Annotated in this window: 12 protein-coding genes and 1 tRNA gene; 12 read left to right on the forward strand and 1 reads right to left on the reverse strand. The window is 46.3% G+C overall.

Annotated features, from left to right (window positions below):
* Positions 1-28: 28 nt before the first annotated feature.
* Entirely contained in the window at positions 29-3,496 is a 3,468-nt protein-coding gene (locus IJE10_11585) for an S-layer homology domain-containing protein (protein MBQ2968745.1), read from the reverse strand.
* Between the two features lie 338 nt (positions 3,497-3,834).
* Between IJE10_11585 and IJE10_11590 the strand changes: the two genes are divergently transcribed.
* The 12 genes from IJE10_11590 to IJE10_11645 all read left to right on the forward strand — a co-directional run bounded on the left by IJE10_11590 (position 3,835) and on the right by IJE10_11645 (position 17,101).
* Positions 3,835-3,911 (forward strand) — tRNA-Arg (locus tag IJE10_11590).
* Positions 3,912-4,565: 654 nt separating this feature from the next.
* On the forward strand, positions 4,566-5,294 hold the full coding sequence (locus IJE10_11595) for a YebC/PmpR family DNA-binding transcriptional regulator (GenBank protein ID MBQ2968746.1): 729 nt from the start codon (positions 4,566-4,568) through the stop codon (positions 5,292-5,294).
* Entirely contained in the window at positions 5,294-5,800 is a 507-nt protein-coding gene (trmL, locus tag IJE10_11600) for a tRNA (uridine(34)/cytosine(34)/5-carboxymethylaminomethyluridine(34)-2'-O)-methyltransferase TrmL (GenBank protein MBQ2968747.1), read from the forward strand. Before IJE10_11595 ends, trmL begins: the two co-directional genes overlap by 1 nt.
* Positions 5,801-5,803: 3 nt before the next feature.
* Positions 5,804-6,592 carry a sugar phosphate isomerase/epimerase gene (locus tag IJE10_11605; protein ID MBQ2968748.1) on the forward strand — a complete coding sequence of 263 codons (789 nt, stop codon included), beginning with the start codon at positions 5,804-5,806 and terminating at the stop codon, positions 6,590-6,592.
* Between the two features lie 48 nt (positions 6,593-6,640).
* A complete protein-coding gene (rapZ, locus tag IJE10_11610; GenBank protein MBQ2968749.1) occupies positions 6,641-7,504 on the forward strand; it encodes an RNase adapter RapZ in 864 nt (287 codons plus the stop codon).
* 72 nt (positions 7,505-7,576) lie between these two features.
* Positions 7,577-8,503, forward strand: coding sequence for a DNA-binding protein WhiA (gene whiA, locus IJE10_11615; protein ID MBQ2968750.1), 927 nt, complete (start codon positions 7,577-7,579; stop codon positions 8,501-8,503).
* Positions 8,500-11,937 (forward strand): DNA polymerase III subunit alpha, encoded by a 3,438-nt coding sequence (locus IJE10_11620; protein MBQ2968751.1) that lies wholly within the window; start codon positions 8,500-8,502, stop codon positions 11,935-11,937. The genes whiA and IJE10_11620 overlap by 4 nt, the downstream gene beginning before the upstream one ends.
* 12 nt (positions 11,938-11,949) lie before the next feature.
* Positions 11,950-12,438, forward strand: coding sequence for a DUF1273 family protein (locus IJE10_11625; protein ID MBQ2968752.1), 489 nt, complete (start codon positions 11,950-11,952; stop codon positions 12,436-12,438).
* Between the two features lie 17 nt (positions 12,439-12,455).
* Entirely contained in the window at positions 12,456-13,847 is a 1,392-nt protein-coding gene (locus tag IJE10_11630; GenBank protein ID MBQ2968753.1) for an MATE family efflux transporter, read from the forward strand.
* A 66-nt stretch (positions 13,848-13,913) separates the two neighbouring features.
* Complete coding sequence (locus tag IJE10_11635; GenBank protein MBQ2968754.1) at positions 13,914-15,275, forward strand: DUF1727 domain-containing protein; 1,362 nt, start codon at positions 13,914-13,916, stop codon at positions 15,273-15,275.
* Positions 15,276-15,279: 4 nt separating this feature from the next.
* Entirely contained in the window at positions 15,280-16,044 is a 765-nt protein-coding gene (locus tag IJE10_11640) for a hypothetical protein (GenBank protein MBQ2968755.1), read from the forward strand.
* Entirely contained in the window at positions 16,028-17,101 is a 1,074-nt protein-coding gene (locus tag IJE10_11645; GenBank protein MBQ2968756.1) for an alanine/ornithine racemase family PLP-dependent enzyme, read from the forward strand. The genes IJE10_11640 and IJE10_11645 overlap by 17 nt, the downstream gene beginning before the upstream one ends.
* The last annotated feature ends 233 nt before the right edge of the window (positions 17,102-17,334 follow it).

A 17,334-nucleotide genomic window follows, 5' to 3' on the forward strand; every position in this document is an offset into this window, starting at 1 on the left:
CGGTGCAGGGATATAGATATTCAGAGAATTATTTTACAGGAACAAGCTTTACAGCTGTTGCACGGCAGTTTGTACCAGTGCAGGTATAATGGATGTAGCAATCTGCGCCACCCTTAATTTCCTGTTCGCCGATTAAAACCCAACCGGGTTCAGCGGTTTCGCCTTCTGCAAGCTTTAATGCCACAGAACCTGCAAGGGTATTTTTACCGTCCTGATACAAGAGCATATCCATCTGTCCGATATTGTGCATATGCGGAAGTCTCCACATATAAATCTTGTATTTGCCTGCCTTTACACCGGACAGGTCGTAGGTGGATTTTGCACCTACTGTGTTGGACCATTTGTGTGAACCACCGTCATAGTTAGGCGCAAAGGAAGATGTATCCCATTTACCTTCTACTTCTGCAGGAACAATAATTTCACCTGCATAGGTTTCTTTGTCCACAGCCTGGTCTTTTACAGCTACAGTAGGAATTTCAATACCCAATTCTTCACTTATGGAAGGCTTGGAAACGGTCGGACCCTGGTCTGCAGGACCAACACCTACCATAGGTTCGCCCTTGTAGTTGAGCTTGGGATCGTTTGCATTTGCCTTGGTCTGCCAGATACGAACATAGTCAATAATCTGCGCAGTACCGTCTGCCTCGTCGGTAATCTGACCTGCCCAGTTTAATACTGCGGAAGACAGATACGGGTACTGAAGCTGATGTGCATTATAGTTTTCCTGTTCACGAACTGCTACGCCGTCAAAGTAGAAAATCAGCTTTTCGGGTGTCCATTCGAGGGCATAGGTATGATAATCCTGCGACAAGTCATATTCAAACTTGAATGCTTTGGAATGCTGTTTTCTTTCGCCGGTTACCCAGGTGTGATAGTTGGTTGCCATTTCGTTCGGGTAATGGCCTTCGTTGATATCCAATTCGTAATGTGTCAACGGATCGGGGTCTTTATGGATGTTATGACCGTGGGGCACATACGTCCAGAAAGAGTTGTTGATACCGGGTGCTGCTGCAATTTTATAGCGTGCTTCCCAGTAACCGTAGGTCTGTGCAAACACTTCGGGACGTGCCCATACAGAGCCTGCTGTCCACTGCTTACCGCCTCTTTCTTCCTTACGGATTACAAGATGCAAAGAACCGTCATGCTGTTCTACGTTTTCAGGCCATCTGGAGGACTGAATGTGTCCGGGCGAGGATGCGTCGGAGCGCCATACACCCCAGTTTACTTCGTTGCCCAAGAATTCATCATAGAACATCAATTCCCATTCCTGGTCAACCGGAGGTCCTGCCCATACAAAGAGCTGCATGAATCTCTTTAAGATAACCGCACCCTGTGCTCTTGTTGCATTTGCCTTTGCTTCTACGGTTGTTTCGGAAGTACCTTTGATGATTTCGGTCTGAATTAAATATCTTAATGCTTCTTTTGCCCAGTCGGAAATTTCTGCGGTATCGGAGAAATTACCCCATACGTCGGGCATGTTTGCTACCCATGCATCATCCTTCTTGGTTGCTTTGATTGCATTGTATGCAAAAAGTGCCATTTCTTCACGGGTGATGGGCTGTTCGGGCTTGAAGCCGTCATCTACCGGCAAGCCTTCAATCAAGCCGTTTGCCTTTGCGGTTGCCACATAGGTTGCATACCATGCATCCTGTGCAACATCGGGATAAGATTCACCTGTGATAAGCTCATAACCCATTGCGCGGTCTAAGATGGTTAAATATTCGGCTCTTGTAATGTTTGCTTCGGGGTCGAAGAGGTTGTCTGCAACACCGGAGATTAAACCTTCGTTTGCCATGTATTCTACATCATAGTGTGCCCAGTGTTCAACCATGTCGTCGAATTTATCGAGCTTAGCCAAGCTCTTCAATTTTGCTTCCATCTCTTCGGTAGCATCGTAAACGGGTGTTACATATCTGGTCTGCCAGATACCGCCTTCGGTGTTTACGATTTCAAACATAATGGTCGAAGCTCTGGTATTGGCTTTTAAGGTCTCGTTGTCTACTGCAACAAGCTTTACAAATTCTTCATCGGATTTACCTGCAAAATCAAAGGTACCCAGGTTTACCCAGGAGCTTTCGTTTAATGCTGTGGGGTCTAAAACGATTTCGTCCACCTTGCCGTTGTGGTGTACTTCGTATTTAACGCGCGTATTCTGGTTTTCTTTCCACCAGAGCAGGTAAACAAAGATGTTCACGTCACCAACCGCCATGATATCGGGGTTGTAGGTCACGGTTGCTTTGCCGCCGTTTGCATTTTCTGCCGCAATCCACATGCTGTTTGCCGCATTTTTCATCGGGCCGGGTACTGCACTGGAGAAGGTCCAGGAGCCTTCATAGGTAACACTGCCCATGGGATCAACCGAAATGTCTTTGAGCTGAGAATCGCCGTGAGGAACATTGACCTTTGCGGGCTTACCGCTAACGTAAACCGCTTCGGGAACGGTGCCTACCTGCACAGGTGCTTCTGCAGCACTTCCTGCGCCCACTTCCTTATCGGTGGGAACAAGCTTTAAGCCTGTACCGCGGGTATGACCGCCGCCGGGATTGGTATGTAAGAAAGTTTCATCGCCTGTGCCTGCAAAATCCAGAACGCCCATGGAAACCCAGCCGGCATCCTTCGGACCGCCCTTTAAGGGATTCTGTAAGCAGAAAATGTCTGTGGTTTTGCCGTTATGCGAAACGGTAAAGGTCATTTTTTCCGCATTTGCATCGTGGGGAATAATATAATAGTAGATTTCGTAGTTGCCGGGCTTGATGCCGGTTGCGGTATACTTGATGGTTTCACCTTTTTTGTTGTTCCATGCCTGCGAACCGCCGTCAAAGTTCTTTAAGGTTGTGGAATCCGCATAGCCTGCAGAAACCTCAGCCTTTTTATAGTGATAAATCACTTCGCCCTCGTGGGTCGCGTTATCTGCAGATACGTTGTCGCCTGCAGATGCATCGGGTGCAGGAGTTGCGGGCATCTGACCTTCAAATTTTGCATCACCTGTGCCGGTAACCGCTGCCTTGGTGGGAACAAGTCTCATCTTTGTGGCACGGATGTTACCGCCCAAGCAAGGGGTGTAAATTTTCTGATCGCCGTCTTTTGCAAAGTCAAATACACCAAAGGATACCCAGCCTGCTTCAACGGTTTCATCGGCATTTAATTTCTGATACAAAGTGCTCTTTGAGGTTTTGCCGTTATGGTCTACATAAATATCGATGGTTAATGCATCGTTTTTATGCGGAATGAGCCAGAAATAAGCTTCATAATTGCCGGCTGCAATGCCCTCTACCGCATAGGTAGCCATTGCACCTGAATTTGTTGTCCACTTATGCTTGAAGCTGAGGGTAGAATCCTTCCACCCGTCACCTGCCAGAGCAGGATTTTCAATAATGATTTCGCCTTTTAAGGAATCTGTGCTGAACTTTTGTTCCGAAGCCTTGGATGCCGCAAAAACGGGCAGGCAGGAGCATACCATTAAAAGAGCAAGAATCAATGCTATTGTTCTTTTCATCTTTTTCTCTCCTTTTCTTTTTTATAGGAAGTACTTTACCTGATTATACATTTTCATCCCCAAACAATACTTTTTTAGGCTTTGCCACGGCAAAGCATGCCTTTTTTGTACTGTCTGTTTAACAGAAATGCCACAAGTTATGCAAAGCGACTTCTTCATAATTATATAGTAACATATTTCAGCCCAAAAAACAATACGAAAAATGATAATTTTATGTCACTTTTTTACTCGAAAATGATACTTTTTGAGCAAGCATAAAAAAATTTTATTTTTTTCAAAATAGGGCTTGATTTTTTTTAAAAACTGTGTTATAATAATCAAGCTGTTAAAAAGAATATGCGCCCGTAGCTCAGCTGGATAGAGTGTTTGGCTACGAACCAAAAGGTCGGGAGTTCGAATCTCTCCGGGCGTGCCAAAAAAACCGTTACCCGTTCGGGTGACGGTTTTTTTGTTCGCCACGGAGAGACCGAACACGCGAAGCGGGTTCGTTGAGACAGCCAATGTGCGAAGCAGATTGGACTGTCGTCGCAACGCGACCTGTTTGCTCGTTGCGTTTTTTCAAAACACAACTTCGCTTTTCGGTCGGTTGCTCCTCTTTCGCAAAAAGTTTTCTGCGAAATACTTTTTGCGAGTGGCACGCTTCGCGTGCATAGGAGTGCTTTGTTTATGGGATTCTTCGCTGTCGCTCAGAATGACACCTCATCCGTCAACTTACAGTTGACACCTTCCCCTCAAGGGGAAGGCTATGGATGGTGCCGTGTTCAGGGCTGACTTTGCCTTCAGAATGACGGAGAAGGCAGTGACCCTGAAACCGTCATCCTGAACGCAGTGAGCACTATCCAAAAAGTATTACTTGGAAGCTTTTGGACTTTCTCTCCCTCCGTCACCGCTCTGCGGTGACACCTCCCTCGTCAGAGGGAGGCGAAAAAAGGCTCCCTCTGATGAGGGTGGCTTTATATTATATATTATATATAAAAATATATAAAAAAGGACTTGCCATATTGCGCGGAACATGTTATAATATGTTGAAAAACTTTGTACATTATTTTTTGAAAGGATTGAAAATACAATGTCAGGACATTCCAAATGGAACAACATCAAAAACAAAAAGGAAAAGAGTGACAGCCAGAGAGCCAAGATTTTCACCAAATTCGGCAGAGAAATCGCGGTGGCTGTCAAAGAAGGCGGTGCTGACCCCGATGCAAACGCAAAACTGCGTGACGTCATTGCAAAGGCAAAGGCTGCAAACGTGCCCAACGACAACATCTCCCGCTCCATCAAAAAGGCAGCCGGCGAAGACGGCGGTGCAGATTATGAAAGCATCATTTATGAAGGCTACGGTCCTTCGGGCGTTGCGGTTATCGTAGAAACCTTAACCGACAACCGTAACAGAACCGCTTCCGATGTACGTCATTGCTTTGACAAGTGTGGCGGTAACCTGGGTACTCAGGGCTGTGTAAGCTATATGTTCGACCGCAAGGGCATCATCATTATCGACAACGAAGACAGCGACCTGGACGAAGATACCGTTATGATGGATGCGTTAGATGCCGGTGCAAGCGATTTTTCGCCCGAGGAAGGCTATTTTGAAATTTTAACCGAACCCAATGATTTGGGTGTTGTTCGCGATGCGTTGGAAGAAAAGGGCTATGCCTTTTCCCAGGCAGAGGTGGAATATGTGCCCCAGACCACCGTTACTTTAACGGACGAGGATGCCATTAAAAACATGAATAAGATGATTGATATGCTGGAAGACAGCGACGATGTGCAGAACATTTCGCACAACTGGGAGGAATAATGGCAAGATTGAATGTGGTACTGATTGAACCGCAAATCCCCCAGAACACCGGCAACATTGTGCGCACCTGTGCCGCAACCAACGCGGTTTTGCATCTGGTAGAGCCGATGGGCTTTAAAATTGATGACAAAAAGCTGAAGCGCGCAGGGCTGGATTACTGGCATTTGATGGAAATTCATCGGTATCAGAGCACAGAAGAATTTTTTGAAAAAAATAAGGACGGTCATTTCTTTTACTTTACCACAAAAGGCTTGAACCGTCATACCGACGCAGAGTATCCCGACAACTGCTATCTGGTTTTCGGCAGAGAGGACGCAGGGCTTCCCGAAGCACTCCTTTATGAAAATAAGGAAACGTGTGTCCGGGTGCCCATGCAGAACGATGCCAGAAGCTTAAACCTTTCCAACACAGTGGCAATTGCGGTGTACGAGGTGCTTCGGCAATGGGACTACCCCGAGTTGAAAACCGCGGGGCGTTTAACAAAATACAACTGGCAGGAGGAGTAAAAAATGAAATTTGGTGCATGTATCGGCTTACGCCTTGAAACTTACGACAAGGCAAAATCTTTTATTGACGCAGGTTTTGATTTTTTAGAAACCAACATGGCAGCCATTTATGAAATGACTGACGAGGAAGTAGACATTTTAGCAAAGCGTATGCAGAAAGATGGTGTTAAGCTTCATTCTGCAAACTGCATGTTCCCCGGCTGGATTTTTGAAAACGGCATTCAACTGATTGGCCCTGAATCCAGTATCGAGTGGCAGAACGAATTTTTGGACAAGGTATATCCCAGATGCAAAAAGCTTGGCATGAAAACCATCGTATTCGGCTCGGGCAAGCAGAGAAGAATTCCCGACGGCATGGACGCAAAAGAAGCTTATGATGCATTGCTGGAGGTTGCACGCCGTATCGCGGAAAAGGCTGTAGAATACGGCATCACTTTGGTATTAGAGCCGTTAAACTACACCGAAACCAACTGCTTTAACCGTGTAAGCGAGGGCTATGCTTTCATGAAGGAAGTCAATCGCCCCGGCTTAAAGCTTTTAGCGGACATTTATCACATGTATAAAAACGGTGAGGCACCCGAACTGCCTGCCGAGTTTGTAAAGGAACTGCACCATGTGCACATTCCGCAGCCCGAGGACAGATTACAGCCCCATGAAGCAACCCCCTACTACAAGGCATTTGCAGACAGCTTAAAGGCAGGCGGCTTTGACGGCTATGCGGCGGTAGAAGCCAACGGCGAGCTTTCGGGCAACGAGAAAAACGTTCTTGCTATTGTAAAACAGCTGTTTTAATTGATTTAAATTTTCTACTCTACTACATACATTCGAGGTGATTCATCTATGAAAATCGTAATTGTAACCGGTATGTCCGGTGCGGGAAAATCCAGTGCCATGAAATGCTTAGAGGATTTCGGCTACTATTGTATTGACAACATGCCCCCCGTGCTGATTCCCAAATTTGTGGAAATCTCTATGGGTGCAGGCGGCAGCATTGACCGTGTGGCACTTGTGACCGACATAAGAAGCCGTTCGCTTTTTAAGGATTTGATTGCAACCTTAGACGAAATGGAAAACGGCGAGCATGAATGCGAAGTGCTGTTCTTAGATGCCTCGGATGATGTGCTGATTAAGCGCTATAAAGAAACCAGACGTGCCCATCCCCTTTGCCCCGACGGCAAAATCATTGACGGGGTGAACAAGGAAAGAGAATTAATGGCATCTGTGCGCGAGCGGGCAAGTCACATCATTGACACCACAAAAATGCTGACCCGTGAGCTTCGGGAGGAGCTTTCTCATATTTTTGTGGCAGGCGGTTCTTATGAAGGACTGATTTTGGACGTTATGTCCTTTGGCTACAAATACGGCATCCCGAATGATGCAGATTTGGTTTTAGACGTACGTTTTCTGCCCAATCCCTTTTATGTAACCGAATTAAAGCCTTTAACGGGCTTAACTGCCGACGTGCAGGAATTTGTGTTAAAGCATGAGCAGACCCAGATATTCCTGGATAAAATCACCGATTTGCTGGAGTACTTAATTCCTTACTACAAGCAGGAGGGTAAAAATCAGCTGGTTATTGCCATTGGCTGTACCGGCGGTAAGCATCGCTCGGTTACCTTGACCGAGGTTATGAGCAAGCGCTTAAAGGCGATGGGTCACCGTGTGCTTACGCACCACAGAGACATTGATAAAGACAGCAAATAACAAAAGCACAAAGGGGTTGTAAGGTTTTACAGTCCCCTTTTTCACCTATTTTACGAAAGGAGAGGTTTCATCATGTCATTTTCCACCGATATCAAGCATGAGCTGGCAGAGCAACCCATAAAAAAGGACTGCTGTGCAAGTGCCGAGCTTCTTGCCATCATCTGTTTTGGTGCACAAATCCGAAACAACACCCTTTTGGTGCGTACCGAAAACAGTGATTTAGCAAACCGCATTGTGTCGCTTACAAAACGGGTATTTGACAAGCCTGCCCTTTTGGTTTTAAAACCCACACCGGGACTGATGGATGTGGAAATTGCGGACGAGAGCCGTTTAAACGAGGTTTTAAGCTATTTTAAGCTGATTAAAAACGCAAGAGACATGAAAAACTTTGTTTCGTTTCAGATGTCTGACTTTTTGTCTGACAAGTCCTGCTGTATGCGGGCAGTGCTTCGGGGCGCGTTTTTAACTGCGGGGTCGTGTGCAGAGCCTGAAAAGCGGTATCATTTGGAGGTTGCCACCAACCATTTCCGCTTAAGCCGTGAATTTGTGACGATTTTGGAGGAACTGGAAATTTTTGCAAAGGTGATTGCCCGCAAGGCAAGCTATGTCATCTATTTAAAGGGCGGCGACTACATTCACGACTTTTTGGGGTATGCAGGTGCCCAGAAATCGGTTATGCTCTTGGAAGAGGCGCGGGTGACCAAGGATTTTAAGAACACCATCAACCGCAGAACAAATTTTGAGTATGCGAACCTTTCCAAGTCCATTGAGGCAGGTGCACCGCAGATTGAAGCCATCAAAAAGATTCAGAGCACCATCGGACTGGAGTCTTTGGATGAGGGATTAAAAGAGATTGCCTATCTGCGTATCGAAAATCCCGAGGCTTCCTTAAAGGATTTGTGTACCATGATGCATGAGCCTATCAGCAAGTCGGGGTTGAATCACCGTTTAAAAAAGCTGATGGAAATTGCAGAGCGCATCCGCGGAGGTAAGGTATGAGTTTTGTACATTTACATGTCCACTCGGAATACAGCTTACTTGACGGTGCCTGCCGTGTGACAGAGCTGGTGGACAAGGCAAAGGAAATGGGACATACGGCTGTTGCCATTACAGACCACGGTGTCATGTATGCAACGGTTGACTTTTATAAATATGCTATGGAGAAGGGCATCAAGCCCATCATCGGATGTGAGGTTTATACCGCCATCGGCTCTATGACAGACCGTACGGCAGACGACGAGAGCCGTTACGGTCATTTGGTGTTGCTTGCAAAGGACAATGAAGGGTATCATAACCTGATGAAGATTGTGTCCTCGGGCTTTGTGGACGGCTTTTATTACAAGCCGAGAATTGACAAGCCTCTGCTGAAAAAATATGCAAAGGGCATCATTGCGCTTTCCGCGTGTCTTGCAGGCGACATTCCGCGAAAATTATTGGCAAACGACTACGAGGGGGCAAAAAAAGAAGCCCTTGCCTTTATAGATATTTTTGGCAAAGACAATTTTTATTTGGAGGTGCAAAGCAACGGTGTGCCCGAGCAGGCACAGGTCAACGGCTATCTGATTCGTCTGGCACAGGAGCTTAAAGTAGGGCTTGTTGCCACCAACGACGTGCATTACTTAGAAAAATCCGATGCAAAGCTGCAGGATTTGCTGATGTGCATCCAGATGGGCAAAACCGTTGACGAGGAAAACCGTATGCGGTTTGAAACGGACGAGTTCTATTTTAAATCGGAAGAGGAAATGAAAGAAGCATTTCCAAAGCTTCCCGAAGCCATTGAAAACACCGTTAAAATCGCAGAGCAATGCAATGTGACATTAGACTTTTCCACCAGGCATTTGCCTGATTTTCCGTTGCCTCCGGGCACAGACCACGCAAAATATTTAACCGATTTGTGCGTGTCGGGCTTAAAGGAGCGATATGTTGACTACGAAAAGCATTTACCGCAATTGGAATATGAATTGTCGGTCATTTCCAACATGGGGTTTGTGGATTATTTTCTGATTGTGTGGGATGTGATTCATTTTGCACGTTCTGAAAACATTCCCGTAGGTCCGGGCAGAGGGTCTGCGGCAGGAAGTTTAGTTGCTTACACCTTAAAAATTACCGACATTGACCCTGTGAAATACAACCTCTTTTTTGAGCGATTCTTAAATCCCGAGCGTGTCAGCATGCCCGATATCGACATGGACTTTTGCTATGAGCGCCGACAAGAGGTGATTGATTATGTCACCCGTAAATACGGTGAGGACCATGTGGCGCAGATTATTACCTTCGGTACCATGGCGGCAAAGGCGGCGGTGCGTGATGTGGGACGTGCCATGGGACTTCCCTATTCCGTACCCGATGCCGTGGCAAAGCTGATTCCGCGTGCTCTTGACATCACCATGGAAAAAGCCATTGCCCAGAATCCAAAAATCACCGAGGCGGCAAGGGAAAACAAGCAGGTGGCAGAGCTGATTGAGTTATCCAAACGCGTAGAGGGTATGCCCCGTCACGCCTCTACTCATGCGGCAGGGGTTGTGATTACGGGCAAGCCCATTGCAGAATACGTTCCCCTCTACCGCAACCGGGATGCCATCACCACCCAGTACACCATGACCCGTTTAGAGGAGCTGGGCTTATTAAAGATGGACTTTTTGGGGCTTCGTACCTTAACGGTGATTGCAGACACCGTAAAGCTTTTAAAGCGACGCGGTGTGGATCTGGACATTGAAAAAGTGGATATGACAGACCCTGCGGTATACAAAATGCTGTCAAACGGCGATACCGACGGGGTGTTCCAGCTTGAATCGGGCGGTATGCGTCAGTTTATCCGTGAGCTTTCGCCAAACTCCCTGGAGGACATCATTGCAGGCATTGCGCTCTACCGACCCGGTCCGATGGATTCCATTCCTACTTATATAAAAAATAAGAATCATCCCGAGCAGATTGTTTACTTACACCCCTCTTTAGAGCCTATCTTAAACGTAACCTACGGCTGTATTGTGTATCAGGAGCAGGTAATGCAGATTGTACGTGAATTGGGCGGATTTTCCTTAGGCGGTGCGGATCAGGTAAGACGCGCCATGTCCAAGAAAAAGGGGGATGTGATGGAAAAGGCACGGGTGCAGTTCATTTACGGAGACGAAAGTGCAGGCATTGACGGTGCCATAAAGCGCGGCATCCCCGAGCAGACTGCCATTGCCATTTTCGACCAGATGATGGACTTTGCCAAATACGCCTTTAACAAATCCCACGCGGCAGCCTATGCGGTGGTGGCATTCCGTACCGCGTACCTAAGATGCCACTATCCCGTAGAATTCTTTGCGGCACTCATGTCAAGCTTCTTAGACCGCATCCCGAAAATTGCGGAATATATGCTGGTATGCAAAAAAATGGGCATTTCGGTGTTGGTTCCCGACATCAACAAAAGCTTTACCGATTTCTCGGTTGAGGACGGGGCAATCCGTTTTGGTTTAAGTGCCATTAAAAATGTAGGCTTAAATTGCATTTCGGATTTGGTTGCCGAACGGCAGAAGAACGGCGAATTTTTAAACTTTGACGATTTCTGCACCCGTATGGTGCGGTATTCTTCCATTAATAAAAGAGCGGTGGAAGCCATGATTAAAAGCGGTGCTTTTGACCGGCTGGACTTAAACCGCGCACAGCTTCTTTTGCTGTATGAATTAGAATTGGATGCCGCCATGGACGACCGCCACAACAAGCTTGAAGGACAGGTTTCATTCTTTGATCTGGGCGACATGCAGGAAGTCACCAAGCCCAAAGCCCCGAATGTACCTGAGCTGGACTTATCGGTCCGTCTTGCCCAGGAAAACGAGTATATGGGCATTTACATTTCGGGTCATCCTCTGGACAAGTATAAAAACGAGCTTTCGGTATGCACCAACGCCACCGTTTTAGACATCCGCTCCGCCGCGGACGAAAACGATTTTTCCAAGGACGGAAAATTCATATCGGTTGCAGGCATTATTGAAAGCGTTGCCATTAAAATCACAAAACGGAATGAAAAAATGGCAATTTTTTCCCTTTCCGACCGCTTCGGCTCGGTGGACGTGCTGATGTTTTCCAAGCTGTACAACGTATACGGCAACGCATTAAACAAAGGAAGCTTTGTGGTGGTGCGCGGAAAGCTGAGCTTGCAGGAAGAGCGCGAGCCTGCCATTTTGTGCGAGGCAATTTCCACCATTCCTAACGCACTTCCCTTAGGCAAGCTGTATATCCGCTGTGCAGGCGAGCAGAAATTCCCTGCAATACTGGAAATTTTACAAAAACACAAGGGCAAAACGCCCGTGGTGCTGTATGACACCGAAAAGGGTCAGGCAAAGCAAGTGCCCGAAAAATACAATGTGCAGGTTACAGAAGCTTTCATGCAAAGCCTGCAGACCGTGGTTTTGCCGGAAGACATTGCCGCCAAAACCCCTAAATTATAAGGAAGTGAACCCATGACAGTATGTTTTACGGGGCACAGACCCCAGAGCTTACCCTTTGGCACGGATGAACAGCATCCCCTTTGCTTAGAGCTGAAGGCAAGGCTCACCGAAGAGATACAAACCGTCATAAAAAACGGTGCAGACACCTTTTACACCGGCATGGCGCTTGGCGTAGATACCTTTGCTGCTGAGGCGGTGCTTAAGGAAAAGGAAAAAAATTCTTCCATAAAGCTGATTGCGGCAGTTCCCTGCCCGAGCCAGTCAAACAGCTGGAGCAAGGCGGAAAAGGCACGGTATAACGCCATTTTAGAGCGCTGTGATGCGGTGGCTATGGTCAGCGACCATTATTACAGAGGGTGTATGCATGTGCGAAACCGCTATATGGCAGACCGCTCGGATTTGCTCATTGCGGTTTATGACGGACATTCTAAGGGCGGTACCGCTTCAACCGTGCAGTACGCCCAGAAAAAAGGCTTAACAATCATTCAACTGATTCCTTAATGAAAGAAGGCAAAAAAATGCAAAGGACGCAAAAACAACACGCAGTAGACATGTGCAACGGTCCGCTGTTTACCAAAATTGTTGCATTTTTCATCCCGGTTATGCTGTCTAACATGTTACAGCTGGTCTATAACGCCGCCGACCAGATGGTTGTGGGCAAATTCGCAGGGGCAACAGACCTTGCGGCAGTTGGCTCCACCGCTTCTCTGATTAACTTAATCACCTGCGTGCTGATTGGACTTGCGGTGGGCGTAAGCTCTGTGGTTGCACGGCATTTCGGGTCAGGCAACAAAGGCTCTTTGTTCCGCGCGGTACATACCTCTGTGGCATTAAGCCTGATTGTAGGTGTGATTTTGGGAATTGTGGGTATACTTTTTTCGACCCCCTTACTTCGTCTGATGGGCTCGCCCGATGACGTACTCCCAAAGGCAAGTCTTTACATGAAAATCCTGTTTGCAGGGCTGCCTGCCATGGCACTTTTTAACTTTGCCTCGGCAATTCTGCGCGCCATCGGCGACACAAAAAGACCCATGATTTACATGATTTTGTCGGGACTGCTCAATGTAGTGCTGAATTTGATATTTGTTATCGGCTTAAACATGGCAGTATCGGGTGTTGCACTGGCAACCGTGCTTTCCCAGATTTTAGCGGCATTTTTAACAGCCCGCTGTCTGGTAAAAAGCAAGGAAGACTATAAGCTGCGCATAAAGGATATTAAGGTTTTCAAAGGCGAATTTCGTCAGATTATTCAGATTGGTATTCCCTCGTCCATTCAGTCGGCAGGCTTTTCGCTGTCCAATGTGTTTATCCAGACTGCCATCAACTCCTTCGGCTCTGCCGCCATGGCAGGCTGTACTGCCGCCGCTACCATTGAAAATATGGTGTATCAGGCGACCAACTCGCTGTATCACACCACCCTTTCGTTTGTGGGGCAAAACTACGGTGCAGGCAAGAAAAAGCGCATTATAAAGTCGGTTGTCTACTGTGCAGGCAGTGCTATGGTGTTGGGTGTTTCGGTCAGTGCCCTTTGCATTTTGTTCAGCGAGCCTCTTTTAAACCTCTTTTTAAACAAAAGTACGGACGCTGTATTTTACGCCAAAACCCTTGCCAGCGGTACAGAGCGTTTACTCCTGACCCTCCCCGTGTACTTTTTGTGCGGTGTGATGGAAGTGGCAACCGGTGCACTCCGTGCCATGAACAAGTCCGCCCTTTCCATGGTCGGCTCGCTTTTAGGTGCCTGCGGACTTCGTATTTTGTGGATTATGACGGTGTTTGCCGCAAACCCCACCATAAAGGTGCTGTTTATGTCCTATCCCATCACCTGGACAGTAACCGGCGTTTTCCTTTACGGCATGTTCATCTTCTACATCCGTAAAATGAAAGACGCAGACCAAAAAATGGTTGCATAATGAATTTTTTTGTTGAATTATGGGACAACTTATGTTATACTTAATGTTTAGAGGAGATGTTTGAACATGAAAAAATTACGTTTTTGGTTTGCTTTGATTTTAGGCAAGCTTATTTGCAAGGCGGTCGACCTCATTGACAAAGAACGAGGCACCAACATCGCAGGAATTTACGCCTGCAAAATCCAGAAAGATTTTATTTCCCATTTCACGGGGATTGATTATGAAAAAGTGTTCTTTATTACCGGCACAAACGGTAAGTCCACCACCAACAACATGGTGGTACACACTTTAAGACAGAGCGGAAAGGTTGTTACCAGTAACTTAGAGGGTGCAAACCTTTTAACAGGTGTTGCGGTGGCACTGATTCGCGATGCTTCCCTGTTCGGCAGATTAAAGAGCGATTATTTTGTGTTTGAAACCGACGAAAGATATCTTTCCATGATTCACAAATATCTGCCTGCCAAAAACCTTTGTATCACCAACATTCAAAAAGACCAGGTACAGAGAAACGGCGAGCCGGATTATATTTATCAGAAAATCAAATCGGTCATCAACAAGGATATGCGCGTGTTTGTAAACAACGAAGAGCCGAGAGCCAAATCGCTGGCGCAGTATGCAGGTAAGGCGGTTTATTACGGTATTGAACGCAACGCCTTGTCTTTTGAGAAAAACGATTTTTACGATGTGTCCCTGCCCTGCCCCATCTGCAGTGACAAAATCAAATTTGACTATTACAATGCAGAAAATGTAGGACATTTTGCATGTGCAGGCTGTGGCTTAAAGAGTGAAAGCGATATTGACTATTTTGCAAAAGATATCAACTTTGAGGAAGGCACTTTTTCTTGCGCAGGCAACACCTATAAGGTACACAACACCGAGCCGTTCTTTATTTACAACTACACCTTATGTATTGCAATCTGCAAGAGCTTAGGCATTGAAACCGAAAAGATTTTAAGTGCCTTTGACAACTTTAAAAACATCACCGGCAGAAAAGAAACCATTTATTACAAGTCCAAGGTGATTAAATACATCCGCATCAAGCAGGAAAACCCCGAAACCTTACAGACCGCTTTGGAATACATCGCAAGCGACCACACCCCGAAGCTGTTCTTACTCGGTTTAGAGGAAATCCGTGACATCAATCCCTTTTACACCAACACCTTTTATGCCTTTGACTGTAATGTAAACCGTCTGATTGATTCAAACGTTACCCATTACATCTGCTTCTCGGATGCGGTTTCGTACGATTCGGCAAACCGTCTTTTATATGCAGGGGTAGACAAAAAGGATATCACCATCCTGCCCACCGACTCCACCGAGGAGATTATGAAAGAGCTGGACAAGCATGACATGGACAATGTGTACCTGATTACCTGGATGCACAAATACCATCAGATGGACAAATACGCAAAAAATCATAAGGAGTAAAACCATGAACAACGAATTAAATATTGCATGGATGTATCCCGACATTTTGAACTTACACGGGGACAGAGGCAATTTAATGGCTTTGGACAGAGTGGGCAAAATGATGGATGTGGACGTCAAAATCCAAAAGGTAGAGCGCTTTAGCGATGCTGTACCGCTGGAAAACAGCGACATTTTGTTCTTTAATGTGGGCGAGCTTAAAGTTATGCCCGAAATCATCAAGGCTTTAAGAAAATATGAAAGTGAATTAAAAGCTTTTGCAGAGGCAGGCAAAACCATCATTTTAATTGGTGCGTCTGCAGGCATTTTTGCGAAAAAAACGGTGCGCAAGACCGAAACCTTTGAGGGCTTTGGGATCTTAGATATAGAGCTTAAAGAGCGCGACACCATTTACGGTGACGATATTTTGTACACCTTAGAGGAAAACGGCATGGAAATTGCAGGCTGTCAGATTAAAATGTTTGACACCCTTTTGTCCGCGCCGGAGCTTCGTTTGGGCACACTGTATTACGGCAGCGGTAACGCAGGCTATGTAAACCAAACCGAGGGTGCAAGATACAAAAATGTAATTTTCACCAATGCTTTAGGACCTGTTTTAGTAAAAAATCCCTGGTTTGCAGAGCATATTATCCGTACTGCCCTTGAAAACAAGGGTGTAACCGTAGAAAAGAAATTAACCGATGCGGATTTTGAGTTGGAATTGAATTCGCTCAAATCCATTAAAGAATTTGTGGACAAAAAAGGGGAAAAAGATGTATCCGGAGCTTGAAATTAACCTAAGCGGTATTGTGGAAAACGCAAAGAAAATGCAGGCGATGTTTGATGCCTGCGGTAAAAAGCTTTGCGTGGTAACCAAGGGCATGACAAGGGACATTGAAATTGTCCACGCCATTACCGAAAACGGTATTTCCGCTATCTGCGAATCGCACATCCAGAACTTTGTGCTCTACAAGGATATCCGGGCTGAAAAATGGCTGATTCGGGAGCCGATGCTTTCGGAAATTCCGTTGGTTGTGCAGTATACCGATGTGAGCATGAACAGCGAGCTTAAAACCTTAATTGCCTTAAACGAAGAGGCAAAGCGCCAGAACAAAATACACAAGGTTGTTTTAATGTATGAGTTGGGCGACCGCCGTGAGGGCTGTGATTTACAAGAGCTTACCGCGCTGACAAAAGAAGTGCTTGGTATGGAAAATCTTTACTTATACGGCATTGGCACAAACCTCAGCTGTTACGGTGCAATCATTCCTGACGAAGAAAACATGAAAGAGCTTGCGGAAACAGCAGAGCATATTGAAAAAGAGCTTGGCATTACGTTAGAGCTGGTTTCGGGCGGAAACTCTACCTCCTTTGAAATGTTCAAAGACGGCTTGTTGCCCGAAAAAATCAACAATCTGCGGTTTGGCGAGGCGGTTTTCTTCGGCAATGTACCCTGTCTGGAAAAGAAAATTGAAGGGTTTCACACCAAAAACTTTGTATTAAGAGCACAGATTGTGGAAATCAAAGAAAAGCCGTCGCTTCCCAAAGGAAGCCGCGGTGAAGTGAACACCTTTGGCGAAGCGCTCCCCGAATACGAGGACAAGGGCATCCGCAAGCGCGCCATTTTAGCGGTGGGCAAGCAGGATGTGGCGGTAAGCGGTCTGCGTCCGAGAGATACCCATGCCGAGGTTGTGGGTGGCAGCAGCGACTACATCATTTTGGATATCACCGAAAGTCCCCGACCTTATCAGGTGGGCGATGTGGTGGAATTTGACATGAATTATTCCGCCGTGCTTGAAACGATGTGCAGTAATTTTATTTATAAAACATACAAAAAGGGAATGTAAAAAAAGTCCGGACCGCAAAAACGCGAGTATAAAGGCGAACAAAGTTTGTACAAACTTACAAGAACGACACCAAATGAAGAAAACACGCAAAGTTTTGCGTGTTTTCTTTTGATAAATGCGTTTTTGCTATGCGCGAGCGGTTAAACAAAACAGTCCGGTGGACTGTTTTGTCAGCTCGGGGCGGAGTGGTCAAAACCGTTAGCGGTAGCGTTAAAACGGTTTTGGGTACCACA

The sequence above is a fragment of the Clostridia bacterium genome (assembly GCA_017410375.1).
In the GTDB taxonomy this organism is placed as follows: Bacteria; Bacillota; Clostridia; order RGIG6154; family RGIG6154; genus RGIG6154.

Coding starts and splice junctions, on each gene's coding strand:
- IJE10_11645 (MBQ2968756.1), top strand. CDS start 16,028: ATGTATCCGGAGCTTGAAATTAACCTAAGCGGTATTGTGGAAAACGCA.
- trmL (MBQ2968747.1), top strand. CDS start 5,294: ATGGCAAGATTGAATGTGGTACTGATTGAACCGCAAATCCCCCAGAAC.
- rapZ (MBQ2968749.1), top strand. CDS start 6,641: ATGAAAATCGTAATTGTAACCGGTATGTCCGGTGCGGGAAAATCCAGT.
- IJE10_11595 (MBQ2968746.1), top strand. CDS start 4,566: ATGTCAGGACATTCCAAATGGAACAACATCAAAAACAAAAAGGAAAAG.
- IJE10_11620 (MBQ2968751.1), top strand. CDS start 8,500: ATGAGTTTTGTACATTTACATGTCCACTCGGAATACAGCTTACTTGAC.
- whiA (MBQ2968750.1), top strand. CDS start 7,577: ATGTCATTTTCCACCGATATCAAGCATGAGCTGGCAGAGCAACCCATA.
- IJE10_11630 (MBQ2968753.1), top strand. CDS start 12,456: ATGCAAAGGACGCAAAAACAACACGCAGTAGACATGTGCAACGGTCCG.
- IJE10_11605 (MBQ2968748.1), top strand. CDS start 5,804: ATGAAATTTGGTGCATGTATCGGCTTACGCCTTGAAACTTACGACAAG.
- IJE10_11640 (MBQ2968755.1), top strand. CDS start 15,280: ATGAACAACGAATTAAATATTGCATGGATGTATCCCGACATTTTGAAC.
- IJE10_11635 (MBQ2968754.1), top strand. CDS start 13,914: ATGAAAAAATTACGTTTTTGGTTTGCTTTGATTTTAGGCAAGCTTATT.
- IJE10_11625 (MBQ2968752.1), top strand. CDS start 11,950: ATGACAGTATGTTTTACGGGGCACAGACCCCAGAGCTTACCCTTTGGC.
- IJE10_11585 (MBQ2968745.1), bottom strand. CDS start 3,496: ATGAAAAGAACAATAGCATTGATTCTTGCTCTTTTAATGGTATGCTCC.